Annotated in this window: 24 protein-coding genes; all 24 read right to left on the bottom strand. The window is 41.0% G+C overall.

Translation table 11 applies throughout. From position 1 onward, the window contains the following. Positions 1-28 precede the first annotated feature (28 nt). The 24 genes from ileS to mraZ all read right to left on the bottom strand — a co-directional run bounded on the left by ileS (position 29) and on the right by mraZ (position 26,820). Positions 29-2,794 carry an isoleucine--tRNA ligase gene (gene ileS / locus ACQKKO_RS05815; RefSeq protein ID WP_498645225.1) on the bottom strand — a complete coding sequence of 922 codons (2,766 nt, stop codon included), beginning with the start codon at positions 2,792-2,794 and terminating at the stop codon, positions 29-31. 333 nt (positions 2,795-3,127) lie between these two features. Beyond that, positions 3,128-3,628: a DivIVA domain-containing protein gene (locus ACQKKO_RS05820; RefSeq protein ID WP_203087313.1), complete on the bottom strand. Its 501-nt coding sequence runs from the start codon at positions 3,626-3,628 to the stop codon at positions 3,128-3,130. A 105-nt stretch (positions 3,629-3,733) separates the two neighbouring features. Beyond that, a complete protein-coding gene (locus tag ACQKKO_RS05825; RefSeq protein ID WP_498645227.1) occupies positions 3,734-4,507 on the bottom strand; it encodes a YlmH family RNA-binding protein in 774 nt (257 codons plus the stop codon). Next, on the bottom strand, positions 4,504-4,770 hold the full coding sequence (locus tag ACQKKO_RS05830; RefSeq protein WP_498645229.1) for a YggT family protein: 267 nt from the start codon (positions 4,768-4,770) through the stop codon (positions 4,504-4,506). The genes ACQKKO_RS05825 and ACQKKO_RS05830 overlap by 4 nt, the downstream gene beginning before the upstream one ends. Before the next feature lie 24 nt (positions 4,771-4,794). Further along, positions 4,795-5,280: a cell division protein SepF gene (locus ACQKKO_RS05835; RefSeq protein ID WP_498645231.1), complete on the bottom strand. Its 486-nt coding sequence runs from the start codon at positions 5,278-5,280 to the stop codon at positions 4,795-4,797. Between the two features lie 16 nt (positions 5,281-5,296). Next, positions 5,297-5,989 carry a YggS family pyridoxal phosphate-dependent enzyme gene (locus tag ACQKKO_RS05840; protein WP_498645233.1) on the bottom strand — a complete coding sequence of 231 codons (693 nt, stop codon included), beginning with the start codon at positions 5,987-5,989 and terminating at the stop codon, positions 5,297-5,299. A 10-nt stretch (positions 5,990-5,999) separates the two neighbouring features. Then, positions 6,000-6,824 carry a peptidoglycan editing factor PgeF gene (gene pgeF, locus ACQKKO_RS05845; RefSeq protein WP_498645234.1) on the bottom strand — a complete coding sequence of 275 codons (825 nt, stop codon included), beginning with the start codon at positions 6,822-6,824 and terminating at the stop codon, positions 6,000-6,002. An 80-nt stretch (positions 6,825-6,904) separates the two neighbouring features. Beyond that, positions 6,905-7,210: a YlmC/YmxH family sporulation protein gene (locus ACQKKO_RS05850; RefSeq protein WP_498645236.1), complete on the bottom strand. Its 306-nt coding sequence runs from the start codon at positions 7,208-7,210 to the stop codon at positions 6,905-6,907. 100 nt (positions 7,211-7,310) lie between these two features. Next, positions 7,311-8,096, bottom strand: a complete 786-nt coding sequence (gene sigG / locus ACQKKO_RS05855; RefSeq protein ID WP_203087319.1) for an RNA polymerase sporulation sigma factor SigG — start codon at positions 8,094-8,096, stop codon at positions 7,311-7,313. A 155-nt stretch (positions 8,097-8,251) separates the two neighbouring features. Next, on the bottom strand, positions 8,252-8,965 hold the full coding sequence (sigE, locus tag ACQKKO_RS05860; RefSeq protein ID WP_203087320.1) for an RNA polymerase sporulation sigma factor SigE: 714 nt from the start codon (positions 8,963-8,965) through the stop codon (positions 8,252-8,254). A 30-nt stretch (positions 8,966-8,995) separates the two neighbouring features. Further along, entirely contained in the window at positions 8,996-9,916 is a 921-nt protein-coding gene (spoIIGA, locus tag ACQKKO_RS05865; RefSeq protein ID WP_498645239.1) for a sigma-E processing peptidase SpoIIGA, read from the bottom strand. A 243-nt stretch (positions 9,917-10,159) separates the two neighbouring features. Continuing rightward, a complete protein-coding gene (ftsZ, locus tag ACQKKO_RS05870; RefSeq protein WP_498645241.1) occupies positions 10,160-11,305 on the bottom strand; it encodes a cell division protein FtsZ in 1,146 nt (381 codons plus the stop codon). A 41-nt stretch (positions 11,306-11,346) separates the two neighbouring features. Next, positions 11,347-12,645, bottom strand: coding sequence for a cell division protein FtsA (ftsA, locus tag ACQKKO_RS05875; protein WP_498645242.1), 1,299 nt, complete (start codon positions 12,643-12,645; stop codon positions 11,347-11,349). A 581-nt stretch (positions 12,646-13,226) separates the two neighbouring features. Then, a complete protein-coding gene (locus ACQKKO_RS05880; RefSeq protein ID WP_498645244.1) occupies positions 13,227-13,997 on the bottom strand; it encodes a cell division protein FtsQ/DivIB in 771 nt (256 codons plus the stop codon). A gap of 272 nt (positions 13,998-14,269) precedes the next feature. Then, the gene (gene spoVE, locus ACQKKO_RS05885; protein WP_498645246.1) at positions 14,270-15,370 is read right to left on the bottom strand and encodes a stage V sporulation protein E; all 1,101 of its coding nucleotides are present in this window, start codon (positions 15,368-15,370) and stop codon (positions 14,270-14,272) included. A gap of 116 nt (positions 15,371-15,486) precedes the next feature. Then, positions 15,487-16,842 (bottom strand): UDP-N-acetylmuramoyl-L-alanine--D-glutamate ligase, encoded by a 1,356-nt coding sequence (murD, locus tag ACQKKO_RS05890; protein WP_498645248.1) that lies wholly within the window; start codon positions 16,840-16,842, stop codon positions 15,487-15,489. After that, complete coding sequence (gene mraY / locus ACQKKO_RS05895) at positions 16,843-17,817, bottom strand: phospho-N-acetylmuramoyl-pentapeptide-transferase (RefSeq protein WP_498645250.1); 975 nt, start codon at positions 17,815-17,817, stop codon at positions 16,843-16,845. Then, positions 17,814-19,202 carry a UDP-N-acetylmuramoyl-tripeptide--D-alanyl-D-alanine ligase gene (locus ACQKKO_RS05900; protein WP_498645251.1) on the bottom strand — a complete coding sequence of 463 codons (1,389 nt, stop codon included), beginning with the start codon at positions 19,200-19,202 and terminating at the stop codon, positions 17,814-17,816. Before ACQKKO_RS05900 ends, mraY begins: the two co-directional genes overlap by 4 nt. Beyond that, positions 19,199-20,662, bottom strand: a complete 1,464-nt coding sequence (locus tag ACQKKO_RS05905) for a UDP-N-acetylmuramoyl-L-alanyl-D-glutamate--2,6-diaminopimelate ligase (RefSeq protein WP_498645798.1) — start codon at positions 20,660-20,662, stop codon at positions 19,199-19,201. The genes ACQKKO_RS05900 and ACQKKO_RS05905 overlap by 4 nt, the downstream gene beginning before the upstream one ends. Positions 20,663-20,755: 93 nt before the next feature. Further along, entirely contained in the window at positions 20,756-22,690 is a 1,935-nt protein-coding gene (locus ACQKKO_RS05910; protein WP_498645253.1) for a stage V sporulation protein D, read from the bottom strand. 90 nt (positions 22,691-22,780) lie between these two features. After that, positions 22,781-24,982 carry a penicillin-binding protein gene (locus ACQKKO_RS05915; RefSeq protein WP_498645255.1) on the bottom strand — a complete coding sequence of 734 codons (2,202 nt, stop codon included), beginning with the start codon at positions 24,980-24,982 and terminating at the stop codon, positions 22,781-22,783. A 64-nt stretch (positions 24,983-25,046) separates the two neighbouring features. Further along, on the bottom strand, positions 25,047-25,412 hold the full coding sequence (gene ftsL / locus ACQKKO_RS05920; protein WP_498645257.1) for a cell division protein FtsL: 366 nt from the start codon (positions 25,410-25,412) through the stop codon (positions 25,047-25,049). A gap of 12 nt (positions 25,413-25,424) precedes the next feature. Continuing rightward, positions 25,425-26,360, bottom strand: coding sequence for a 16S rRNA (cytosine(1402)-N(4))-methyltransferase RsmH (gene rsmH / locus ACQKKO_RS05925; RefSeq protein ID WP_498645259.1), 936 nt, complete (start codon positions 26,358-26,360; stop codon positions 25,425-25,427). Between the two features lie 28 nt (positions 26,361-26,388). Beyond that, positions 26,389-26,820, bottom strand: coding sequence for a division/cell wall cluster transcriptional repressor MraZ (gene mraZ, locus ACQKKO_RS05930; RefSeq protein WP_203087333.1), 432 nt, complete (start codon positions 26,818-26,820; stop codon positions 26,389-26,391). Between the last annotated feature and the right edge of the window lie 91 nt (positions 26,821-26,911).

Below are 26,911 nucleotides of genomic sequence, written 5' to 3' on the forward strand. Positions count from 1 at the left end.
AAAATAGACAGGGGGACTTCTTATTTGCTTATTTTGCGTAATATTTACGAACAATTTCAGCATTGTATGGGGTTAGATCTGGATATTCAGGATCCTTCCCTACTTCTGGTGAAACAACCCAAGAGCGGGCACAAACTTCACCTTCTGCTTTTTCAACGAGAACCGCTAAATCCTCAAATCTTGCTGCTTCTTCTGGTGCAGCCGCTAAGTTACCTGCAATGGTTACCTTTGAAACGATGAATAGCTTCTCCAGATTACCAGCGGATTCAAGACATTCGCGTGTTGCATCATCTGCATAAAGCGTAAGTGCTGATTGCAATGATTTTCCAATCACTTTAGCGTTACGTGCTTCTTCTAGTGCTTTTAAAACATCATCGCGTAAAGCCATAAATGTTGTCCATTTTTCCACTAGAGCTTCGCTTTCTGCAAAGGTTTCTGAATCAGGCATATCTGTTAGCTGTACACTTTCCTCTGTAACGCCTGGAATGTGCTCCCATACTTCGTCAGCAGTATGTGCCAAGATTGGGGCAGATAGCTTCACAAGTGTCACAAGAACATCATACATGACTGTTTGGAACGCACGACGCTCTGGATGATCTGCATGTTCAATGTACAAGGTATCTTTTGAGATATCCATGTAGAAAGAACTTAGTTCAACTGTACAGAAATTGTGGATGAGATTATAAACGGTTGAGAATTGGTAGTTCTCATACGCTTTTTTCACATCATCAATTAACGTATTTAGCTTCACAACCATAAAGCGGTGGACTTCGCTCATCTCACTGTATGCAACGCGATTTGAAGCTGGGTCAAAGTCATGTAAGTTTCCAAGTAGGAAACGGAACGTGTTACGAATTTTACGATACACTTCAGACACTTGTTTTAAAATTTTATCAGATACACGGTGATCTGCTTGATAGTCAACGGATGATACCCAAAGACGAAGGATATCTGCTCCAAGCTGATTCATTACTTTAATTGGTGCAATCGTGTTTCCAATCGACTTACTCATCTTACGACCTTCGCCGTCCATTGTGAAACCGTGGCTTAACACACCTTTGTACGGTGCTTTTCCTGTAACAGCAACAGCTGTAGATAAAGAAGAGTTAAACCAACCACGATATTGGTCAGAACCTTCCATGTATAAGTCAGCCGGACGGTCAAGTTCACTTCTTGCATGTAATACAGCCTGATGTGACGAACCTGAATCGAACCAAACATCCATGATATCTGTTTCTTTTGTGAACTCACCATTCGGACTATGCTCAGATGTAAAGCCTTCTGGAAGAAGATCTTTTGCATCCCATTCAAACCAGATGTTTGAGCCATGCTCTGCGAATAGCTTAGAAATATGACCGATCGTTTCATCGGTTAAAATCACTTCACCGTTCTCAGCATACAGAACTGGGATTGGAACACCCCATACACGTTGTCTAGAGATACACCAATCTCCACGATCACGTACCATATTGTGAAGGCGGTTTTCACCCCACGCAGGCATCCACGTTGTATCTTTAATCGCTTGAAGTAAATCATCACGGATTCGATCAATCGAAGCAAACCATTGTGCCGTTGCACGGAAAATAACTGGTTTCTTTGTTCTCCAATCATGTGGATACGAATGCGTGAAGAAGGTAAGTTTTAGAAGAGCTCCTACACTTTCAAGCTTCTCAGTGATTGGCTTATTAGCTGCATCATAGAACAATCCTTCAAAACCAGGTGCTTCATCTGTCATGACCCCTTTGTCATCCACGGGGCATAACACATCTAGACCGTACTTACGCGAGACAATAAAGTCATCTTCCCCGTGACCTGGTGCCGTGTGAACACAACCAGTACCAGCATCAACGGTTACATGCTCTCCGCACATGACAAGTGATTCACGATCATAAAATGGGTGCTGCGCTGTTACGTATTCAAGCTCTGAACCTTTGACTGTTTTTACAACGGAATGATTTTCCCAGCCTAGTTCTTCAACAAGCGTTTCAAGCAAACCGCTCGCAACAATAAATTTGTTATCTCCCGTTTGAACGATACTGTATTCAAGATCCGGGTGCACGCTAATTCCAAGGTTAGCCGGAAGCGTCCAAGGAGTAGTTGTCCAGATCACAAATTTCTCATCCCCAGCTAAAACGTCTTTGCCATCTTTTACAGCAAACGCAACGTAGATCGAAGCAGAACGCTTATCATGATATTCAATTTCAGCCTCAGCAAGTGCTGACTCAGAAGTTGGAGACCAATACACTGGCTTTTTACCTTTGTAGATCAACCCTTTTTTCGCCATTTCGCCAAATACTTTAATTTGCTCCGCTTCATACTCACGGTCAAGAGTAATGTAAGGATTCCACCAGTCTCCACGTACACCAAGTCGCATAAATTGCTCACGCTGCGTGTCAACTTGCTCTCTCGCATATTTTTCGCAAAGAGCACGGAATTCAGCAGTTGTCATTTCTTTACGTTTAATCTTTTTATTTTTTGTTAGAGCTGTTTCAATAGGTAACCCATGTGTGTCCCAACCAGGAACATACGGTGCTTGAAAACCTGTCATTGATTTATATCGAACAATAAAGTCCTTAATGATTTTATTTAGCGCGTGTCCAATATGAATGTCACCGTTCGCGTATGGAGGTCCATCATGTAGTACAAAAAGTGGTTTGCCTTCCCCTCTTTTTTGAACCTTCTCATAAATGTTCATATCATCCCAAATTTGCTGTTGCTTAGGTTCGCGATTTGGCAGGTTGCCTCGCATCGGAAATTCCGTTTTTGGCATGAGTAGTGTGTCTTTGTAATCCATTCATATCCTCCTTCTTCTTCTAAAAAACAGAAAAAACCTCTCATCCCAGTAAGGGACGAGAGGTTTTCCCGCGGTACCACCCTAATTTAGAGACACTTGCCTCTACTTTAGTATTCGTAACGCGAATAACACGTTGTAGCCTACTACCAGTTGGGTTCGGTACAAAACGAACGGGTGATACATACATGAATTTCATCTCGGGCTCGCACCATCCCCGATTCGCTTGTGATGAGTATTTCATGTAACGGTTCCATTCTTTGTCTTAACTTCATATAGTTTTAGTATGGATTATTATAAGCGAAGCACGAGTCAAACGCAAGCTCCATTGCTTAGTTAAACTTTTTCCTCAAAAACATGCTCGTCCGTTGTTTGTTCTTCATCAAATGAATCCCAATCATCGGTTTGTAGCATTTCAAGCTGTGCTTCAATTAGCATTTTAAATCGCATTTTGTAAACAGAGGCTTGTTTCTTAAGCTCTTCCATCTCCATCATTACTTTACGAGACTTTGTTAACGCATCGTTTACAATGCGGTTGGCATTCTTCTCAGCTTCCTTCACAATTAATTGTGATTCCTTCTGAGCATTACGGCGAAGTTCTTCTGCTGCCTCTTGAGCAACAAGAATCGATTTGTTCAGTGTCTCTTCAATATTATTGAAGTGATCAAGCTTCTCTTCTAAATTTGCCACCTGTTCAAAAAGATCTTTCTTTTCTCTTAGAACAGCCTCGTAATCCTTAATGACCTGATCAAGAAATTCATTGACTTCATCTTCATCGTAGCCACGAAAGGCACGAGTAAATTCCTTGTTATGAATGTCTAATGGGGTTAAAGGCATATCATTGCCACCTCCGTCAATTTGCGTTTTGTTTGGCAGATCATGCCTACCTGTTCCAGTAAAATATAATACCTCTTACATTCTACCTTATGTATGTTCGGCCTGTCAGCCTTTTTTCGCCCAACGAACTCGAATTTTTTCTTTTTTTGTCGTACCTTCAATTTCAACAAGCTTACTGCGGCCAAGACCACGAACAGATATATGATCCCCCTGCTCCAGCACAAAAGAGGTTTGCTCTATCTTTTTCCAGTTCACTTTAACTAGTCCCTTATCAATCGCCTCTGATGCTTTAGATCTTGCAATCCGGTAGATTTGCGATAGCATCGCATCAAGACGGAGAGAACTGACTGTTCCGGTAGAGTCAATCCACTTTTCATCTGGGACATGATAAGCTGAGACAGAGCCCTCTTGAAATTCAATCGACGCTCTGCCAATTTGTGTGACGTTCATTCGGATGAAATCAGCTGACTCCGCGGCGACAAGTAGTTGAATACTCCCATCTTCTACGGTCATATCTCCAAACTTTTCTCGCTTCAGACCGGAATTCATCAGAGCGCCAAGCAAATCCCTGTGAGTTAACTGGATAAACTTTGCTGGATATGTTGCAGTTAGTAAAGTGACTGGCCAATCAGCCTGATCCATATGTAAATAAACCGGATGAATGTAAGCTCTAGCTCGTTCTAAGCCTTCAGCCCCTCCCCAAATTCTAACCTGAACATCGTCTTGCTCCCCAATTAAGGATTGAACGATGTCTTGCTGGCGAGGATCAAGAAAATCCGTCATTTTGTCCTGATAACGAATGTCTGCATTTTCCTTCCACGTTAGAACTTGGTCGATAAAAGGCCGTTCCTCCGGTCTAAAATGGTCGTAAAGACTCATAGAAGCAAGCTCTCCAACAAGTAGATTAGTCCATTTCCAGCGAAACGAATCACTAGTAAAGCGACAAGTGGTGATAAATCAATCATTCCGATTTGTGGAACAAATTGTCTGAAGATATCAATATACGGTTCAACAAGCCGTCCAATCATTTTTCCAATGCTAGACTCTCTAGCATTTGGGAACCACGACATTAGAACCCAAGCAAAAATAAGAAGTGTATAAAGGGTTATTGCATTTTGAACAAGATTTATTAACATGTCCATTCTGTGATGTGTCCTCCATTCTGTCTATCGATCATACTCTCTTAATTGCATTTCAGTGATATTCCCTGAAATTTCTACATTGTCCGGTGTACACAAGAAGATATTCGGTCCAAGTTTATGAATATCTCCTCCAATGGCATATACCGTTCCACTTAGAAAGTGTACCATATGTCGCGCCTGTCCCTCAGGTAAACGTTGCATATTAATGATAACAGCTCTTCGGTTTTTCAAATGATCGGCAATTTGTTGTGCTTCTTCATCTGTACGTGGCTCCATTAATACCATTTTCGAGCTTTTTTGTGCACTTTGCAAACTAACAACATTTTGCTGTTTCTCTACTGTCTGTGGGGCTTTTTGTTGTTGCATTTGACGAGATTGTTGGAATGGAGTTTGCTGGCTTTGACGAGTCTGCTCTCTATCTTCACCAGTATTGTCCTCAACCACTTGTTCGTATTCCTCTACATGCTCGTCCAAACTGAAATAATTCCTAAACTTAGATTTAAAGCTCAAGCTAACCCCTCCTTACTTAATTTGAAGTTGCTTCATTTCCAACAAGAGCGGTACCGATTCGAATGAACGTTGCTCCTTCTTCAATCGCTACAACATAATCATTTGACATGCCCATGGATAATTGCGTACAAGGTGCGTGGGGCAGGTGAAGTGACATGACTTCATCCCTTAGCTTACGTAACCCACTAAAAACAGGTCTTGTTTCCTCTGGACGCTCTGTATAAGGTGCCATCGTCATTAGTCCTAAGACACGAACCGCTGGAAATGCTTCTAATTGGTTAATAAAGGAGAGAAGTTCATCAGGGTGAACACCAGCCTTTGATTCCTCCCCTGAAACATTTACTTGTACAAAGCAGTTAATCGTCTGACCATCTTCTGCTTGCTTTTGAAATTCCTTAGCAAGAGACACCCGATCAAGGGAATGAAAATAATCAAATTCATGAATCACTTGTTTTACTTTACGAGATTGTAATGATCCAATAAAGTGCCAGGTCGCTTGTTCATTAATAGCTTTCTTTTTCAATAGTCCGGCTTCTGCTCGGTTTTCACCGATATGTTCTACCCCTGCTTTAATTGCTTTTCTTGTAGTTTCATCACTTACATATTTTGTTACCGCAATGACATGTACGTCATCAGCTTGACGATTCGTACGAGAGCAAGCTTCTTTTATATGCAGCCCGATCGTATCTAGGTTTTCTTTTATGTTCATGCTCTCACCTCTATTTACGCTGTCCAATTACACTCATCATTCGACCTGTTTGACCATTGTCTGCTCGGTGTGAAAACATTCGTTCATCACTGGCTGTACAAATAGAAGACACATAGATTTGCTCTTTGGGCACACCCGAACGAACAAGCAATTGTTTATTAAGTTTTTTTAAATCAAGCAAAAACTTGCCGTTAGCTTGAGTGATATATGGACGTTCTTCGTGTTGGTCTAAACATTTGTTTACTGCTTCAATCACAACATCATTTACTTCATACGCCTCTCCGCTTATAGCTGGGCCAATCAATACATGGATGTCACGAGAATGAATTCCCTCATCGTGTTGCCACCTAGAAATCATTGCAGGACCGATTTGTCCAACTGTACCCTTCCACCCTGCATGAGCAAGACCAATCGTATGATGGTTCGGTGCCATAAAGAATAGTGGCACACAATCAGCATATAAGCTCGTTAACAAAAGGTCAGTGTCAGTTGTATAAAGTCCATCCGTTGCAGAAATGGCCGTTTGTAGGGATTCAGTACCTGAGCCTTGATGTTCTTTTGTTACTTTCTTAATGGCAGAATCGTGAATTTGATCGCCTACCACCCATGACGCAAGTGGGTAATCAAGTTCATCAGCAAGCTTCTGCCGATTGGCTATAACATCCTTATCAGAATCTGTCACATGAAGTCCTAAGTTCAAAGAAGTATATGGTGTCTGGCTAAAACCACCATGACGCGTCGTAAATCCAGCCGTCAAACCTGGATACTGCTGCGTAAAACAAGTTGCCTCTAAAAACGACTGTGACGTTTGCTTAAATATTGTTTCAGTTTTCAATGTGAATTCTTCCCTTCATCCTTCACATGAGTAGCTTTATGCGTCTAGTGTACCACATGTGTCCTAGTCATTAAACGACTTTATTCCCTCTTATCGGTTCGTATAAACGGCTTTGGTGCGAACGATGACGAAGGGAGATCAGGGGAAAACGGTTTTGGTGTTTTCACTAAGATGACATCAGAACCAATTTTAATGATATTTGTCCAAGGAATAACGACTTCTTCATCCTTCCCAAAGAACCCCATCATCTTACCTGAACTACTTATAATCATGGCTTCAATCTGTCCAGTCTCTAAGTTTAAGTCGAGATCCGTTAAATGCCCAAGCCGTTTTCCTGTTTCAAGGTTCACAATATCTTTTGCCTGCAAGTCCGAAATTTTCATCATAGTTGATCACTCCTTCATTCATGTATATGAATGACATAAAGCGTTCATGAAAAAAAGGGCCCTAGATAGAGAATTAATTCTCACACTAAGACCCGCTTTTTTAACTTTGTACATATTTGTTCATCTGATTAATAGCTGCTTTTTCTAGCCTCGACACTTGAGCTTGAGAGATTCCAATTTCATCGGCTACTTCCATTTGTGTTTTACCTTGGAAAAACCGCATATTTAAAATTAATTTTTCGCGATCATTTAAACGAATCATTGCTTCTTTTAAGGCGATATCCTCTACCCATTTTACATCTTTATTTCGTTCGTCACTGATTTGATCCATCACAAAGATCGGATCTCCCCCGTCATTATAGATCGGTTCAAATAATGAAACTGGATCCTGAATCGCATCCAGTGCGAAGACCACATCTTCTTTCGGGACATCAAGTACTTTTGCAATTTCCTGTACAGTTGGTTCGTGCTCTCGCTTTTTTTCAGCCATTAGATGATCACGGACCTGCAAGGCCTTGTAAGCGATATCACGTAAGGAACGCGACACGCGGATCGGATTGTTATCTCTAAGATAACGACGAATTTCTCCGATAATCATTGGGACTGCATAGGTTGAGAACTTTACATTCTGACCTAAATCAAAGTTATCAATCGATTTCATTAGACCGATACAGCCAACCTGGAATAAATCGTCAACGAACTCACCACGATTGTTAAAGCGCTGAATGACACTTAGAACAAGTCTTAAGTTTCCGTTTACCAGTTCTTCGCGAGCTGGCAAATAACCATCTTGAAGCTGTCTAAACAATTCTCTCATTTCATTATTCTTAAGTACCGGTAGCGTAGATGTGTCTACACCGCATATTTCTACTTTATGTCGTGTCAAATTCTTACCCTCCATTGCTTTGGGAGATGATGTCTAGGTAAAGTATCTCCTTTGGAGGTAAAAATATGCACTTACTCATGTGCCTAAAAGGTGCAAGATCGAATCACTCTTACTCGCCCTAGTTTAAATTTATTTGAAATTATTTCTAAGCTATTTTAGACCATTTTGTTGAATTCTTTTTGCAATCTTTTTATGATTCGTTTTTCAAGCCTGGAGATGTATGATTGAGAAATTCCTAGCATGTCAGCCACTTCTTTTTGCGTTTTTTCCTCAAATCCAGCAAGACCAAAACGAAGCTCCATGATCTGTTTTTCACGCGCATTTAACGTATGCAGTGCTTTTTTCAACAGCTTCCGATCGACCTTTTCTTCAATTCCTTTTGTAATGATGTCTTCTTCCGTACCAAGCACATCCGATAGCAATAGCTCATTGCCATCCCAATCAATGTTCAAGGGTTCGTCAAACGAAACCTCTGAACGTGTTTTGTTGTTCCGTCGTAGGTACATAAGAATTTCATTTTCAATGCAGCGAGAAGCATAGGTAGCTAGCTTGATTTTCTTTTCTGGGTTAAATGTATTAACTGCTTTAATAAGACCAATCGTTCCTATACTGATCAAATCCTCAATATTAATACCTGTGTTCTCGAATTTGCGAGCAATATAAACAACCAAACGTAAATTCCGTTCGATTAAAACAGCCCTTACAGCCTCATCTCCACTTGGAAGCTTCATTAATAATTCTGCTTCCTCTTCTTTAGAAAGCGGCGGGGGTAATGCCTCGCTTCCCCCTATGTAATAGATTTCATCAGCCTTCATGCCCAACCGTTGCAGCACACGATACCAAACGAGCGTTAGCTTGAGTTTTATCATTGTGACCTCCTTAGATTTTTAAATGGAGTACTAGGCTAACTGTTCACTTGGAGCGCCTAATACTTGCTTTGGATGAAGAATGGCTTGATATGCACCTTCAGGAGAAAGGTCGATTGCTTGCACACCTATTAGGACCTGAGATGTTTTGAATACTTGATTTTGATGAATGACGGTAACATGGTCTGGTTTGATAGCTGGTAAATATGGATTCGCCTGACCTACTGCACGAAAAGGAACAATTCGTAATCGATCGAACAACCAATGTCTCTTTGTACCTGATGACTCATCTGTCTCTAGCTGTATAATCGCTCTTACTACATCTTGTCCAAAAACCTCTTCTAGCTGTTTTGCCTCCATAATCATGACCGGTGCCCTTGTGATCGGATCACTTAACTGATTCCCACTATCGATTAACCCTTTTAGATGAAAGATATGTTCACCTAAAACGACTTCAACCTCAGCAAGCTGATGCAGGTTAAACGACTTCGCCTCAATGGTTTCAAATCGATGTTTCGAAAAATACCACACGAGTGGAAATCCAAATACAACCAACATCCAGCTGATTGGGCTTCCAATTGACGCATGAGGAAGCAGTCCCTCTGAGGTGATTGGAAGCTCTGATTGCCAAAAGAAATGGAGAGCAAACAATGCACCACCCGTCATAAATGTGACAAAATAAAACATGAGTAAGCCCTGGATATAATACGTAAAGCGTCTATACCCAAAAGCAACGAATATAATGAGTGCAGAATATACGAGTTTTGTCACAGGGTGGTAAAACCAATCTCCAATTGGCGTAAACATAAGAAAGACAATCAAGGACGCAACAAATGCACCGAATGTAAATCTGATTTTGGAATGGCGTCGTTTTAGAACAAGTGCAGTAAGTAGGAGTAGTAAATAGTCAATCAGATAGTTTAGTACCCAAATCACATCCAAATACAACGTCATGGGCATCAAACTCCTTCTGAATGTCTCTCAGTATAACTTTTCAATCATTTAATGTCTGTCAGTTCATGGCGAGAAAAGAGCGGTTATTTTAGGAAGTTTTAAAGGATTCTGTCACGCGGAAAATGGTTGGGGAAATCATTTGAAGTACGTAATCGAAGGATCATACTTTTAACGATACAACTAGAAAAAACCGAATGAATCCATTCATAGATTCACCCGGTTAAATCATATTTTATTCGATTATTAGTTATTGCGATTACGACGGTTACGCAGGAACGTTGGGATATCCAAAGTATCTGAGTGATCCGTTGTTGGTGCTTCCTGTTGAGGTTGTGAACGCTGTTGATACCTTTGTTCATTTTGCTGCTTAGCAGGCTCCTCTTTTTGTAGAGATGGTTTTGCTGGACGAGCTGACGACTGTTGTTTTGCATTTTCGTTATCATCAAAGCCAGTTGCAATAATCGTAATAACAATCTCATCTTTTAAGTTCTCATTAATAACAGAACCAAAGATCATGTTTACTTCAGCATCTGAAGCGGCAGAAACGATTTCAGCAGCTTCATGTACTTCATAGAGACTTAGGTTGTTACCACCAGTAATGTTCATTAAGACACCCTGTGCCCCATCAACAGATGTTTCAAGTAATGGAGATGAAATGGCCTTTTTCGCGGCTTCCGTTGCACGGTTTTCACCCGTTGCAATCCCGATACCCATTAGCGCAGAGCCTTTATCACTCATAATCGTTTTCACATCGGCGAAGTCAAGGTTAATTAAACCTGGTGTTGCAATGAGGTCAGAGATACCTTGTACACCTTGACGTAATACATTGTCTGCTTCACGGAACGCTTCAAGCATAGGTGTATTCTTATCAACCATCTCAAGTAAACGATCATTAGGAATAACGATAAGTGTATCTACTTTTTCTTTTAATGCAGCAATCCCGTTTGCAGCTTGATTGGAACGTTTACGTCCTTCAAATGTGAATGGACGAGTAACCACACCAACTGTTAGGGCACCGATCTCTTTTGCTACTTCAGCAATAACCGGGGCAGCACCTGTTCCAGTTCCGCCTCCCATACCAGCAGTAATAAAGACCATGTCTGCGCCTTGAAGAACTTCTTCAATTTGCTCACGACTTTCTTCAGCTGCCTTTTTTCCGATTTCCGGATTCGCTCCAGCTCCAAGTCCACGAGTAAGCTTGCCTCCGAGCTGATATTTCGATTCTGCTTTTGATAGATGAAGTGCTTGTGCATCAGTATTCACTGCAATAAACTCTACACCTTGAAGTCCATTTTCAATCATACGGTTTACGGCGTTACTTCCACCACCGCCAACTCCGATAACTTTAATCTGTGCCAGTTGTTCCATATCCGTTTCGAATTCCAACATGTTAAAATCCCCCTAATCGCCTGTCTGCCTGCTTGTATTAGTTACTCAAAAAATGACTTGAATAAGTCTTTCATTTTCGATTTTTTGTTTTGACTTTTTTCTTCGTATTCTTGTTCAATTGGTTCATGAGGTTGTTGTTTTTGTTGATTCCGACTTTGTCTTGAATTGTCTTCAAGATCTGTAACTGAAGCTGCAATTTCGCGCCCCTGTAACTTTACATTTCTGCTTGCGAATTGAATAAGTCCTACACTTGTTGTAAAGCGCGGTTCTCTTACTCCGATATAATCCGGAATCGCAATTCGTACATTTCCTCTAAGCAGGTCTTTTGCTAATTCTAACACACCTGGCAGCATCACAGTACCACCAGTTAAGACAAAGCCACCAGGGAAATCACGGAATCCTAAACGAACAAGCTCTTTAAAGAGTAGCTCAAAGATTTCTTCCATCCGTGGTTCAATAATGTGAGCTAATTCTTCTTGAGACATCGTTTGTTTTTCATTAGAGCCAATCGTTGTGAATGTAAATTGCTCTTCAGCATTCGCTTCGTCAACAAATGCCATACCGTGTTTTTTCTTAATTTTCTCTGCATCTTCTGTAGAAACCCTTAATCCAACAGCTATATCGTTGGTTAGGTGATCCCCACCGATTGGAAGAACCGAAACAGCCTGAAGTGCTCCTTGTTCAAACACTGAAACCGTCGAAGAACCTCCTCCGATATCAATGATACATACGCCTAAGCTTTTTTCGTCTTTTGAGACAGCAATTGACCCAGAAGCGAGTGATTGCAGGCAAATGTCTGCTATATCTAGTCCTGCACGTTCTACACAGCGCAGTAAGTTATGTAATACCGTTTTTGACCCTGTGATGATTGTTCCTTCCATTTCAAGGCGAACGCCAATCATCCCTCTTGGATCTGTAATTTCATCTAAGCCATCAACAATAAATTGTTTTGGAATGACATCAATAATTTCACGTTCAGGAGGGATCGAAACGACCTGAGCAGCATCAATGACTCTTCCAATATCTTCAGTACCAATTTCTCGATCGGGACTGGAGACCGCAACAACCCCATGACAAGGTTGAAGTTGCACATGGTTTCCATTTATTCCAACCACTACTTGCTTAATTTGCAAACCTACCATTCGCTCGGCTTGATCAACGGCTCGTTGGATTGATTGAACAGTTTCGTCTATATCAACGATTGCCCCTTTTTTAATCCCTTCCGATTCCGCTGTCCCGACACCAAGAACGTTAATCGTTTTGTTTGTAACTTCTCCAATGATCACTCGGACACTTGATGTACCGATGTCTAAACTGACATATGTTTCTGTGGTGTTCATTCTGCGGCACCTCCTTATCATTTAATCACAAGCTAGTTTCATATAGAATGAGAAGGTTATTGCCAGTTTATCAATTTAAAAGCGTTTAAACAGTAAAATGTCTTCCCTTTACTAAGATGAATATGTATACATTCAACACATAATAGGTGAGTTCCTGTTTATTCATTTTAATTAATTGATATCCAAACCTCTAATCCCATTTGCTTCTTCATTTCAAATTCTAGTTTAATTTGGAAACGATCATGTTGATCATAGTAGACTGATCATCATAAGCGTCAGTCCGTCTAGTACAAGTCTACACCAAGTTTGTTTACTAGAAAAGCGTAACCTACCGTCAATTCGCGGAAAACGTCCATTATTTTTTTAATAGGATCGTTTAAATAGAAATTGACCGCGTCTCAAGACCCGTATGAAGCCAATCGAGGTAGAACCCGTCCACTTATCATTTGTTTGGCATTTATTACATAAGTCAAAAATGCTTCAGAATGCCCAGAGGACTCCATGTACAGTGAGGATGTTTTCCCTATGACTGTCATCTGAAAATCTTAAATCCACCTACCTTAGTCGTGGTTAGCAATCCCCTATTCCTCGATCTCTTCTTCTTCATAATTTAAGTCCTCGAAATAAGGACTCATTTTCATGTGAAGGATTCCGTGTTTAGAGCGATCAACTTCTTTTGCAACAGAAGGGTATGGAGACATCCACTCTGAGAAATTATTCACGGATGTTTGAACGGTTAATCCATCATTCATATACAGACGAAGAGCTAAAGGGTCATCCTCAGTCGGAACAAACAGTATTTCAGATATTCGTTCTTTAATCTGATCAGATGTTTTCCCTAGTTCTTCCGCTAGTTTTTCAAGCTTAACGTTCTCATCCTCTGAGATAATGACCGGAGCATCTGATGGAATCTCTTCTTCTGGAAGGGCATTAAGCAATGAACCACTCTCAAGCATTGGTCGGTATCCATCCACTTGTTTCACATACCCTACTCTTGGATACTCCGTAATTGTAATTTCTACTGTATTCGGAAGTTTCCTTGAAAGCTCTGCTGTCGACACTTCTTTAAGGTCTTCAATCCTCTCAACACTTTCTGTTTTATGTAAATTCCAGATACTATCACCAGGAGAAAGATCACTCGCTTCAATGATTTCATCACGATCAGCCACTACGTTTCCTTTTACTTGTATAGTGTTAACCTGACTTAGTGGTGATTGAAAATAAATCATTAAGACTAAGAGAATAAAAAAGATCCCTAAGAATAACAGGAGTCTTCGGTTCGCCCGCTGTTTTCGTTGTTCCTTTAACGAAGGGATGCGGTCATTAACTGAAATCACTTTCTTGTCGCTCATGTTAACTCCCTTCTTAACATGTCCAATATCATGTCATGTTTCATTCCATTAAAAGTAGACGAGTGCATACAATTCTTCTTATATCGGTTATGTATATCATACATTTAAGAGTTTAAGCAGAATATTATCGTTGCGCCATTCTATTCTAGCATGAACACAGGTTTCAATACACTCGAAACCTGTGTGAGATCTTGTGATAAATTGGGCTTTTATGCTGAATTCCGTCTATTTTCACAACAAAAAAGAGCGGTGTCACTCACCACTCTCTTTTTTTACCATTTTGCATGTCTACTAATATTTAAAAGAATACCAATTGAAACAAGCATTAATGTGAGAGATGACCCTCCATAACTTAAGAGAGGAAGCGTAATTCCCGTTACTGGCATAAGCCCTGACACGACACCAATGTTAATCATCACTTGAATGGCGATCATTGTAACAATTCCTGCTGCTAGCAAACTTCCGTATAGGTCAGGAGCAGCGAGAGCCGCCCGTACGCCACGCCATAGTAAGATACCAAAAAGGAACAGAATGACGCAGCCTCCAATGAATCCAAGCTCTTCACTCAAAATTGCAAAGATAAAATCAGTTTGTGGTTCAGGTAGGTAAAAGTATTTTTGACGACTGTCACCAAAGCCAAGACCCATCAAACCTCCTGGACCAATGGCATAAAGAGATTGGATGATTTGAAACCCACTTCCAAGTGGATCACTCCATGGATCTAGAAAGGACGTAATACGTTGAATCCGATATGGAGCAGATGCGATTAAGCCAACAAATCCAGCTAATCCTACAACGCCTAACCAGACAAAGTGGCTGATTCGTGCCCCAGAAACAAAAATCATGACTACACATGTCCCAACCATGACCGCACCTGTACCCAAGTCTGGTTGAAGCATAATCAACGCAAAGGCACTCATCACAAGAGCGAGATTTGGGACAAGTCCTTTTTTGAAGGAGACTATTTTCTTTTGATTTTCAGATAAGTATCTGGCTAAAAAGATAGCCATTCCCATTTTCATAAATTCAGAAGGTTGAATTGAAAATGCACCCACACCAAGCCAGCTTCTTGCTCCTCCACGTACAAGCCCTACACCTGGAACGAGAACGAGAATTAACAGAAAAAAACATACAAGTAAAATAAGTTTTGCGTACGTTCTCCATGTCCAGTACTCTACTCTCATAATGAAAATCATGAGTGTGACTCCAACTACTGCAAAAAAGAGCTGTCTCTTCAAAAAGAAGAAAGAGTCTTCAAACCGATATTCTGCCCATGCCGCACTTGCACTGTATACCATAATGACACCAATGCACAGTAACGTTAGTGTCGTAAGCAACATGATATAATCCGGAGCCGATCTTGATTGTTTCATAAGACACCTCGATTACTTACTTAAGTCTATTCTTTACTCAACTTATGCTTGTACGAGTAGAAACATGTCCATTTTGTATGCAAAAATGCCTCTTGAGAGAACTCAAGAGGCATTGATTAATTCGGTAATTCATTAATTGCATGAATAAAGGCATGTCCACGTTCTTCAAACGTTTTAAACTGATCCCAGCTTGCACATGCAGGAGAAAGAAGAAGAACATCACCTTCACTGGATTCACGATAAGCCACATCAACCGCTTCGGCAAGTGTGCTGACCATTTCAAGAGTTGAAATATCTGTTTTGCGAACGGTCTCAGCAATCCGGTCTTTTGTTTCACCATATGTGATAACGGCCTTAACTCCTTGCAAGGAAGGAATAAGTGAGTCAAAGGAATTCCCTCGGTCAAGACCTCCAGCAAGTAAAATAACCGGTTTGTCAAATGCTTCTAAAGCTTTTGACGTAGCAAGAATATTTGTTGCCTTAGAATCATTATAAACCAATCGTCCATTTAGCTCTTTAACAAATTGAAGTCGGTGCTCCACTCCCCCAAATGTTTTTAAGACGAATTGGATTTGAGTTAATGTCGCTCCGGCAAGGATAGACGCCCCAATGGCTGCTAAAATATTTTCAATATTATGTTTTCCCGGAAGCATGATGTCAGATGTAGCAATGATTGGCTTTGAACGATAACGTACAAACCCGTCAACGACGTCAAGACCATTAGGTAGTTTCTCCGTTGTAGAGAAACCAATTTTGGTTGCATGACTTTTTTCTGCAATGTCTTTTACAAGTTCATCAGAAGCATTATAGACCAGATAATCTGATTCTTCTTGCTTTGCCTGAATTCGTGCTTTTGCAGCTACATAGTTATGTTTTGAACCGTGATAATCAAGATGAGCATCAAACAAATTCAGTAGGACAGAGATGGTTGGACGGAATTCATCTGTTCCCATTAGCTGGAAGCTGGATAATTCCATCACTATGATGTCATCCATTGTTGCTTGTTCAGCTACTTCACAAGCAACAACTCCGATATTTCCAGCAATCTGAGGTGTTCGCCCGCTATTCTTAAGCATTTCAGTAATAAGTGTAGTCGTTGTTGTTTTTCCGTTTGATCCAGTAATAGCAACGATGTCTGCTTCACTAATCTGATATGCCAGTTCAATTTCCGTTAAAATGGATATGTTCTTTTTCTCAGCTTCAACAAGCAGTTCATTTGAATAAGGGATCCCTGGGTTTTTAATGATAAAATCCAACGGACGATCAAGTAATGATAGTGGGTGCGAACCACAAATAACTTCGACCCCTTGCTCCATTAGCTCTTGAGCTTGCGGATTGTCATCAACTGACTTTCCATCATTTACAACCACAGTGGCTCCAAGCTTATGCAAAAGTCTGGCTGCTGCGTAGCCGCTTTTAGCAAGACCGATAACGAGAACTTGTTTTCCTTGATATTGATCTGTATGAACCATCTATAACCACACTCCTGTATAGATAGCCGCAATGGCAAAGACCATTCCCACTAACCAGAACGTTACAACAACACGCCATTCGGACCAACCTGATAATTCATAATGGTGGTGTAATGGACTCATTTTAAACACACGTTTCCCTCTTGTTTTGAAGGAAATTACTTGAATGATGACGGATAGTGTTTCAATAACAAATACGCCACCAACCAATATGAGCATCAATTCCATCTTACTGAGAATCGCAATTCCTGTAATGGCTCCACCTAGAGCTAAAGAGCCTGTATCTCCCATAAAGACCTTAGCGGGATGTGCGTTAAATACTAAGAAACCAAGAACAGCTCCAACTACCGCTGCGCTAAATAATGAAACATCAAGGAAGCCGGCACTCCAAGCTAGAATAGCAAAGGCACCAAACGCAATGGCCCCTGTTCCAGCAAGTAAGCCATCGAGTCCATCCGTTAAGTTAACAGCATTTGACGCTCCAACAAGCATGACAATGATTAAAGGCAAGTAGAAAAAGCCAATATCAAACGAAATATTTGTAGCGGGTATTGCTATTTCGGTTGAAAAACCAATCTGGATAAGACCTAAATAAAAGACTACAGCGATAATGAGCTGCCCTACTAGCTTTTGTTTTGATGTTAATCCAAGGTTATGCTTTTTCACTACCTTGATGTAGTCATCAACAAACCCTACTAACCCGTATCCGACAGTGACAATAAGTAATAAGATAATTTCTGGTGTTAATTGATTTGTACTAATTGTCACACCTAGAACGGTAGCTAGAATCGCTAAAACAACAACGATTCCCCCCATCGTAGGTGTACCGCTTTTCTTCTGGTGAGACTCTGGCCCCTCCTCACGGATGCTTTGACCAAACTTTAATCGTTTTAAAAATGGGATGAATATCGGCGAAAAAATGACCGCTACTCCAAATGAAATGATCAGCGTTAGAAGCAGAAGTTGTTCATTCATTTATTCATCTCCCCCTTCCCGCTTTCTGTTAAATAGTTAAGAATTGTTTCAAGCTTTAGCCCTCTTGAAGCTTTTAACAAGATGACTGTTTGTTCATTTAAGGATGGCTTAATTAAGGTTGCAGCCTCTTGAACCGTCGGCGCGTGATTCAATTTAATGGTGTCAGACCTTTGTTGTTTTTTAGTTGCTTCGTACAACCATTCTGCTTTGTCACCTACTGTGACGAGATGAGTGATCGGTGCTTCAACTGAATCAGCGATTTGTTCATGTAATGCTTTTTCATTTGCCCCTAACTCGTACATATCACCGAGTACCGCAATATAATGTGTAAATCCATCTAATTCCTTTAATGCGTCAATTGACGCTTTCATTGATGTAGGACTTGCATTATAGGCATCATTAATGATTAATTCACCATGATCACCAACCAGGCGCTCGAGTCTCATTCCACTTATCTTTACCTCTTCTAATCCCGCTTGAATGTGTGCAAATGATACACCCAATCCTTTAGCCAGGCTGGCAGCTAAAGCTGCATTTTTCACATTGTGCTTACCAAGCATAGGTAGTGTAAAATCTCCTACCGAATGTAATTTGAACTGAAACCCAGTTGAGTCCACTAAGACGTTTGTAATCTGGTTGTGATTATGCTGGTCAAACCCAACCGTACAAACATCTTCGCCTTTAAGCAGTTGCAGTAATGGTTCATCTCCATCTATGTAGAGCGTGCCCCCAGCTACTAGGCCGTCTCGAATTTCCGCTTTCGCTTTAGCAATCCCTTCTCGTGAACCAAGCTGTTCCATATGAGATTCGCCGATATTTGTAATGACTGCAGCATCGGGCTCAGATAATGTACTTAACAAGTGGATTTCACCGTACCCACTCATACCCATCTCTAAAATTAAATACTGACAATCAGCTGGCATACCAAGAATCGTTAAGGGTAAACCAATATGATTATTATAATTCCCCTGTGTTTTATATGTGGGACCTGCAAAGCTTAGAATCGAAGCGAGCATATCTTTTACAGTTGTTTTTCCATTGCTTCCGGTCACACCAATCACTTTTGGGTTAACCTCTTTACGGTAAAGCTTTGCAAGCTTCTGTAAAGCAAGTAGTGTATCCTCTACAAAATAGAGTTGAAAGTCAGTTGGAAGGCTTACAGGCACTGGCTCATCCTTTTGCCAAATAGCAGCCTGCGCTCCTTGCTCAATCGCACTCTCAATAAATTGGTGACCATCAAACCGTTCTCCACTAATCGGCACATATAATGCGTTCTGTTGCAACGTACGCGTATCAATAGACACACTGGTGTAAACAGTATTTTCATTATTAGTTACTCGCAGTGATAAGCTAACGGCTTGAATTAAACTGTGTGAAATACTCATAATGATAATCCTCTTATCGCTTCTTCAGCCACTTCTCGATCATCAAAATGGTGCTTAACACCAGCAATATCCTGATACGTCTCGTGTCCTTTACCAGCAATCAGAATGACATCTCCAGCTTCGGCTTGTTCGATGGCACGCGTAATGGCTTGTTTACGATCAAGAATCGTTTCAAAGTTATCAGATACTAACCCTTCAGTCATATCCTTTAAAATCAGCTCAGGATCCTCTGAACGTGGATTATCGGAAGTGAAAATGGCACGGTCCGCTTGCTTCACAGCAATTTCAGCCATTACTGGACGTTTGCTTGCATCTCGGTCTCCACCACAACCTACAACAACCGTTACTTGACCGTTCGTTAAGTCAGCTACTGTATCTAATACGTTTTTTAAGCTATCAGCTGTATGTGCATAGTCAACAATAACTGAAAATGGCTGACCACATTGAACTGGCTCAAAGCGTCCAGCAATTCCTTCAACACGTTCAAGACTATATTTAATTTGATCTAGCTTTAAGCCAGAAGCAAGTCCTGCTGCCACAGCTGCCAGTGCATTATACACACTAAACAAGCCAATAAGTTTAAAACGAACCTCTGTTCTTTCTCCAAATGCTTCTAATGTAAAGCTTGTGCCTTCTGGTGTTGATTTAATATCTTTTGCTCTAACATCACTCGCTTTGCGAATTCCATAAGTAATAACATCTGCAGTTGTTAATTGAGCCAATCTGGCACCTGAGAGATCATCAATGTTGATGACAGCTGTTTTTCCTTCATACGTGTTACCTAACTGAGAGAATAACAAGCTTTTAGCAAAAAAGTATTTTTCCATTGTTTCATGATAATCAAGATGATCGGGCGTTAAGTTTGTAAACACAGCAATATCAAAGTCACACCCTCTGACTCTTCCATGATGAAGTGCATGAGAAGACACTTCCATTACTGCTGTATCAATTTTTGCTTGAACCATGTTATGAAATGTCTTTTGCAACACAAGCGATTCTGGCGTTGTATTTGCCGTATCAAATGTTGCGTCACCAATCTTCGTATACATCGTTCCAATTAAACCAGTTTGCTGCTTGGCATCACGAAACATTTGATCAAGTATATGAGTTGTTGAAGTCTTACCGTTGGTTCCCGTCACCCCAACAAGCCGTAGCTTCTTTGTGGGCTCATCATAGAATTGACTGGCAATCCGCGCCATTGCACGCTTAGCATCATCTACTAGAATTAATGGCACCGAGACGTCAAGAGACCGCTCAGCAATGATTGCGGCGGCTCCTTGGTCAATTGCTTTTTGGGCAAAATCGTGTCCATCAACGGTGTACCCTTTTATACATATAAAAAGGGATCCTGGGGTTACATTTCTTGAGTCCATCTCTACTTGCTGTATTTGAATTTGTCTCTGCTCAGGCGTTAGTTCGCTTGTTATACGCAGCGGTCTAAGCAGTTCGTCTAATGTCATCATTTTAAGTCCCTCTCATTCACTGCAATAAGCTGTTTTCTTTTCAGTCAAACATTCATGTTTACCCTTATCTGAAAACATACAAACTATATTTTAGTCGTTTGCGTCCGATTTGTCACCCATGTAAATTCGAACTGTTGATCCTGCTGCTACTTTACTCCCAGGCAGAGGAGCTTGCGTGACCACAACTTCTCCTTCTCCTGACGCATCTAGTCTTAGATCCATGTATCCTTCATGAATTTCTCGTCTCGTCCGCCCGACTAAATCAGGGACTTCCATAATCGGTTCATCATTCCATGATACTTTTTTCTCAATTTGTTCCGTTCTCTTTTCAACCCCCATTGCAGCTAAACTATCTCCAATGATATTACCTACAATTGGTGCGGCTACAATGCCTCCAAATTGCAGGGTATCTTTCGGATTGTCAACTGCAACGTAGACGACGATTTCAGGATCATCTGCTGGTGCAAACCCAATAAACGAGACAATATGATTATTTTCAAGATATTTTCCGTCTTTTGCTTTTTGAGCGGTTCCTGTTTTCCCCCCAACACGGTATCCATCCACAAATGCTCCTTTACCGGTTCCAAGTGCGACAACGGTTTCCAGTGCATGTCGGACTTCTTTGGAGGTTTCCTCTGAAATCACTTGTCGTTTCATATAAGGAGATTGCTGCTTAACCACTTCTCCAGTAAGAGGATCGACCCACTCCTTACCAATAAACGGTTTATATAAATACCCTCCATTTACTGCCGCAGATACAGCTGTAACTTGTTGAAGCGGAGTAACAGCAACCCCTTGACCAAATGCAGTGGTAGCTTGTTCGAGTGGTCCGACACGATCTCGATTAAATAGGATTCCCGTTCCTTCTCCTTGCAGGTCAATACCCGTCTTCGAACCAAATCCAAAGTCCTCAATGTAATCAAACAACTTATCTTTTCCAAGTCTTTCACCAAGTGTAACGAAACCAGGGTTACACGAATTTTGAACGACTTCTAAAAACGTTTGTTGACCGTGGCCACCTTTTTTCCAGCAGCGCAGTCGATGTCCTGACACTTCAATGTAGCCAGGATCATAAAACTGATCATGCTCTAGGTCCACTTTCCCCTCTTCTAATGCCGCCGCAAGCGTAATAATTTTAAAGGTTGATCCTGGCTCATATTGCATCCAGACTGGTTTATTTTGATTATATATTTCAGGCGAAACCTCTTGGAAGTTCTCTGGATTATAGTCTGGACGACTGCTCATACCGAGAACCTCTCCCGTTTTAGGATTCATTGCAATAGCCATAGCTCCATCAGGATTATAGGTTGCCTCTGCGATATCAAGCTCTCGCTCCATAATCGTTTGCACCCGACTATCAATCGTTAAACGCATATCCAATCCGTTTATAGGTGCTTCGTACTCATCAGCAAGGTTTGGCATCCGACTATTTTTAGCCGTGGAGAAAAAAGATACATGTCCTTGCTGACCCTTCAGTTCTTCGTCGTAATATAATTCAAGTCCTGTTAAACCTTGATTGTCTATTCCTGCAAAACCTAGTACATGAGAAAGATAGCTTCCATGTGGGTAATGTCTTTTGCTATCTTCGGCAATAAATACACCTGGTAGTCTTAGGTTACGAATTTCACTTGCTTTTTCTTTACTTATTTTCTGACCCTCAGGTCTGATCCATACTCTTGATTCAGATTTTGTTAATTGTTCGAGTAGCCGACTCTTATCCATATCAAGAATAGCCGCAAGACTTTCTGCGCTTTGATCAGGGTCTTCAATTTGCCTAGGTACCACGAGAACGGAAGGAGCACTTACATTCGTTGCGAGCACCTCATCATTTCGATCACGGATTTCTCCTCTTTTCGGTTCAAAAGGGATCACACGACTCCACGAGTCCATCGCTAACTGAGTAAGCTCTTCCCCTTTTACAAATTGAACGTATCCTAATCGACCAGCAATGATTAGAAAGACTGCTAGTCCTACAATTAATATCGCTATAAGTCTTTTTCTCACCGTTGTCTGAGATACTCTCATACATACTCCCTCCGATTCTAAACATCTGACAAGCCCATGCTTGTATCAGCTTATGAAAAGGAGAGAGCGAAAAGAACTTACACGCTAAAACTATTCATTACTTTCTTCTTCAATCTCAGGTTCAAGATCGATTTGTTCTTCATCAGTTGCCTCTTCTTCATTAGGCATTTCGGGATCAGTTGAGAATTCCGCTTGAATCTCTTCACCCGATTGAACTGCTTCACCAGGGGCCGGTGATTGATTCCTTAAAAATCCATTGCCCTCTTGATTAAGCTTCAAATCAAGGGCGGCCGTTACTTTAAGTACATCTCTTGTAGACCATCCCGAGAGATCAGGAAGTGTATACGGACCATCATCTGCAACAAGAATGACTTTTTCACCATCAAGTAAGCCAGTTTCCGCCTGCGGCTGTTGCGTGAGCACTTTTGAACCCGAGCCAAGAACTGTTACCTGCATATTCTGTTCTTCTAAAATAGCCATCGCTTCTTCAATAGACGATCCTTCAAATTCGTCCATTTGATACCCTGCTTCGGTTTCTTTTTTCACCTCTTCAACGGTTGGAGCAATGTTCAAGTAATCCAGGCTCCGTTGCATAATGGTATTAAAAATTAATGCAACAGGCTCACTTCCGATCTCAAAATCATCGAGCTGCGGACGCTCCACAGCCACATAAACCATCACTTTCGGATCATCCTCAGGTGCCATACCCATAAATGAAAAGAGATTGTTACCATGGCCTTTCATGTAGCCTGGTCCTTCATCATTTAATATTTGAGCCGTTCCTGTTTTTCCCGCAATATCAAAACCAGCAATCTGATAAGCGTTACCAGTTCCCTCCGGTTCACTAACAACTTCTCCCATAAGCTTACGTACTTCTTTTGCCGTTTCTGCACTTATTGGCTGACCAACCTCTGTTGGTTCGTTTTTCTGGATGACGGTATCCGAATCATGCTCCGTAATCGAATCAATGACATAAGGCTTCATCATTTTTCCATCATTTGCAATAGCTGTTGCCGCTTGGATAATTTGAATCGGCGTAACAGCTGAGCCTTGACCAAATGAAGTAGTCGCAGCATCGGATCTTCCATTTTGTGCAATTAAACTATCTGTCTCATTCGGAAGATCAATTCCTGTTTTATCAAAGAAACCAAACTTGTGCCAGTAATCATACAGTTTATCTGGACCTAGTTTGTCTAATGCCAAAATCATCATGGCAACATTTGATGAACGAAGGAATCCCTCTCTAAAAGTAATCGAACCCCAACCACCTTGTTTATGGTCGCTAATTTTCGACTCTGAATCTACTTGGTAGCTTCCAGATTGATAGTGTTCTTCGCTATCCCAGACTCCTTCTTCAATACCCGCCGCAACGGTAAACATTTTCATCGTTGACCCTGGTTCAAACCGATCGGAAACAGCATAATTTGTGTAATTCTCCACCGACTCATATTCGTTTGGATTAAAGCTTGGACGATTACTCATCGCAAGAATTTTACCCGTTTTTGGATCAGCGACAATTGCCGTCATTTTCTTCGGAGAATAGTCTTCTTCAACTTTAGTCATCACTTGTTCGAGGGCAATTTGAATGTTTGAGTCAAGCGTAAGATGAATGTCGTTTCCATCCTTAGCTGGCGTAATTGTATCATTTGGATTAGGCAAAGGATTGCCCTTATGGTCACTGTCATATTTGATGGTGCCATTTTCAGGGCTTAAATACTCATCTAGGCTTCGTTCAAGACCCATACGCGCTTCTGCCATATCTCTTTCCGTGTAGCCAATAACATGCGATGCATATACCTGTTTAGGATAGTATCTCCTTGGCTGCTTCGTAAAAAGAATGCCGTCTAATTGTAAATCTCTAATTTCCGTCATTTTTTCATAGGAAAGATTTCTTGCTCCGGATCCCAATTCCACTTGAAACTTATCATCCTGTTCTAGCATCCGTTTTAGATCATTTGTTTCCAGACCAATAAGAGGCGCTAATTCTTTAGCTGTTTCCTCTGGATCTCTTACATGGCTAAGCTGATCTTTAGCTAGAACGGCATATACACTATACGATTGCAATTGTTCGGCAACCGCGTCACCACTCCGGTCATAGATCGTTCCTCGTTTTCCTTCAATAACCTGACTTTTTTGCCACCGCTGCTCTGCAATGGCAGTAAGGTCCTGACCTTTGACTTCTTTTGCCGCTTGTATGTACGCAATACGACCGCAAAGGACTAAGAATAAAACTAAAAAGCAAGTGAGCAGCATTAAAGCGCGTTTATTTGTTACAGCTCGTTTAATATCCATTGCTGAGCTCCTTTCTACTCTTGTCTGATGCTTGTTCTATAAAAAAACTAGTTCATGTAATGAACTAGTTTTTGTTTACAACTTCTACGTTTTCAGCATTTAATTCAAAACCATTCTCTTTTGCGATACTGAATAAACGTTCAGGGTCACGAGCTTCCACTACTTGTAAATTCAAACCTTCATTCACTTGTGTTTGTTGTGTGATCGCCTGTTCAATTTCATGATTTTGTTTATTTAAGCTATAGATAGACACGTAATTATGTACAACAAATCCTGATAGTGCGAGCAATAGCCCGGCAATCATGAGCGCTATCAATTTTTCTCCCAGTGTAATTCTTGCTCTGGAAGTGCGAATAACCTTTTTTGTTTGTGGTGCTTGTTTCGGTTGTTGATTTGGTTGATAATTCGGTTGAATTTGTCGTGCAAGCATGGTGTGTCCCCCTTATACATTCTTTTGTGCAATACGCAATTTTGCTGATCTGGATCGATTGTTTTCATCGAGCTCTTCTTCACTTGCTACAATTGGTTTTCGTGTGATGATCTTCATTTTGGGTTCAAATCCTTCAGGGATGATTGGAAGACCCTTCGGTAGATCCGGCATTTTAGACCATTCTTTAAACATTTGTTTGCATAAGCGATCTTCTAATGAATGAAACGTAATGACACAAAGTCTTCCCTCTTCATTTAATAGATCATAAGAATCCTGCAGAGCTGTTTCGAATGCACCTAATTCATCATTAACTGCAATTCGTATGGCTTGAAATGTTCGTTTAGCAGGATGACCGCCTGTTCTTCTTGCCGGAGCAGGAATAGCATCCTTAATGATTTCAACCAGTTGACCTGTTGTCTGAATTGGCTCAGTCTCACGAAAAGCCTCAATCTTTCTGGCTATTTGTTTGGCGAATTTTTCCTCTCCATAGCGTGAAATGATTGAAAAAATCTTGGCAAAGGGCCACTCATTCACAACATGATAGGCAGAAAGTTCCGCTTCTTGATTCATTCTCATATCAAGTGGAGCGTCTTGGTGATAACTAAATCCTCTTTCGGCTTGATCAAGCTGAGGTGATGACACACCTAGATCAAATAAAATGCCGTCCACTTTTGTCACATTTCGATCATCTAGCTCCTCACGGATATGACGGAAGTTTGCTTGAATCAACGTGTAACGACCTTCATAGCTACTTAATCGTTCATTTGCAGCTTTAATCGCTGTCACATCCTGGTCGAATGCGTATAAATGTCCGCCATCAGTTAGTTGCTGGACAATTCGTTCACTATGTCCTGCTCCACCTAGCGTACAATCCACATACGTACCATTTGGTTTAATATGTAAGCCTTTAATTGATTCTTCTTTTAAAACGGTAAAATGATTAAACAAGGGTTCACCTTCTCTTCTTAAGCTTAGCTTAAAGATCAAAGTCTGTTAGATTCTCAGAGATCTCAGCTAAAGACTCCTCGGATTCACCCACATAGTGTTCCCACATCGATTGACTCCATACCTCTACTCGATTTGAGACGCCAATGACTACGCACTCTTTCTCAATCTGAGCATACTGACGCAGCGGAGCGGCTAAATTTACCCGACCTTGCTTATCTAATTCACATTCTGAGGCACCAGAAAAGAAAAAGCGGGTAAATGCACGAGCATCTTTTTTGGTGAAAGGAAGCGTTTTAAGCTGTTCTTCAAGCTTGGTCCATTCTTCGTAAGGGTAGACAAACAAACATTTATCAAGTCCACGGGTCACAACAAAAGACTGACCTAGTTCCTCGCGAAACTTCGCAGGAATGATCATTCGGCCTTTTTCATCTACATTGTGTCGGTATTCGCCCATGAACATGTTTTTCGGTCCCCCCCACTAACTATCAATAACTTACCACAACCCCCCACTTTTCACCACTATCTTTTCGTAAGTTTCTCCACAAAACAAA

This window comes from Alkalihalobacillus sp. NPDC127517, assembly GCF_050276055.1.
In the GTDB taxonomy this organism is placed as follows: domain Bacteria; phylum Bacillota; class Bacilli; order Bacillales; family Bacillaceae_D; genus Alkalicoccobacillus.

Bases quoted from the DNA above. Each gene is read 5' to 3' on its own strand.
- ileS (WP_498645225.1), bottom strand. From the start codon at position 2,794: ATGGATTACAAAGACACACTACTCATGCCAAAAACGGAATTTCCGATG.
- ACQKKO_RS05820 (WP_203087313.1), bottom strand. From the start codon at position 3,628: ATGCCTTTAACCCCATTAGACATTCATAACAAGGAATTTACTCGTGCC.
- ACQKKO_RS05825 (WP_498645227.1), bottom strand. From the start codon at position 4,507: ATGAGTCTTTACGACCATTTTAGACCGGAGGAACGGCCTTTTATCGAC.
- ACQKKO_RS05830 (WP_498645229.1), bottom strand. From the start codon at position 4,770: ATGGACATGTTAATAAATCTTGTTCAAAATGCAATAACCCTTTATACA.
- ACQKKO_RS05840 (WP_498645233.1), bottom strand. From the start codon at position 5,989: ATGAACATAAAAGAAAACCTAGATACGATCGGGCTGCATATAAAAGAA.
- ACQKKO_RS05850 (WP_498645236.1), bottom strand. From the start codon at position 7,210: ATGATGAAAATTTCGGACTTGCAGGCAAAAGATATTGTGAACCTTGAA.
- sigE (WP_203087320.1), bottom strand. From the start codon at position 8,965: ATGATAAAACTCAAGCTAACGCTCGTTTGGTATCGTGTGCTGCAACGG.
- spoIIGA (WP_498645239.1), bottom strand. From the start codon at position 9,916: ATGACGTTGTATTTGGATGTGATTTGGGTACTAAACTATCTGATTGAC.
- ftsZ (WP_498645241.1), bottom strand. From the start codon at position 11,305: ATGTTGGAATTCGAAACGGATATGGAACAACTGGCACAGATTAAAGTT.
- ftsA (WP_498645242.1), bottom strand. From the start codon at position 12,645: ATGAACACCACAGAAACATATGTCAGTTTAGACATCGGTACATCAAGT.
- ACQKKO_RS05880 (WP_498645244.1), bottom strand. From the start codon at position 13,997: ATGAGCGACAAGAAAGTGATTTCAGTTAATGACCGCATCCCTTCGTTA.
- spoVE (WP_498645246.1), bottom strand. From the start codon at position 15,370: ATGAAACAATCAAGATCGGCTCCGGATTATATCATGTTGCTTACGACA.
- murD (WP_498645248.1), bottom strand. From the start codon at position 16,842: ATGGTTCATACAGATCAATATCAAGGAAAACAAGTTCTCGTTATCGGT.
- mraY (WP_498645250.1), bottom strand. From the start codon at position 17,817: ATGAATGAACAACTTCTGCTTCTAACGCTGATCATTTCATTTGGAGTA.
- ACQKKO_RS05900 (WP_498645251.1), bottom strand. From the start codon at position 19,202: ATGAGTATTTCACACAGTTTAATTCAAGCCGTTAGCTTATCACTGCGA.
- ACQKKO_RS05905 (WP_498645798.1), bottom strand. From the start codon at position 20,662: ATGACATTAGACGAACTGCTTAGACCGCTGCGTATAACAAGCGAACTA.
- ACQKKO_RS05910 (WP_498645253.1), bottom strand. From the start codon at position 22,690: ATGAGAGTATCTCAGACAACGGTGAGAAAAAGACTTATAGCGATATTA.
- ACQKKO_RS05915 (WP_498645255.1), bottom strand. From the start codon at position 24,982: ATGGATATTAAACGAGCTGTAACAAATAAACGCGCTTTAATGCTGCTC.
- ftsL (WP_498645257.1), bottom strand. From the start codon at position 25,412: ATGCTTGCACGACAAATTCAACCGAATTATCAACCAAATCAACAACCG.
- mraZ (WP_203087333.1), bottom strand. From the start codon at position 26,820: ATGTTCATGGGCGAATACCGACACAATGTAGATGAAAAAGGCCGAATG.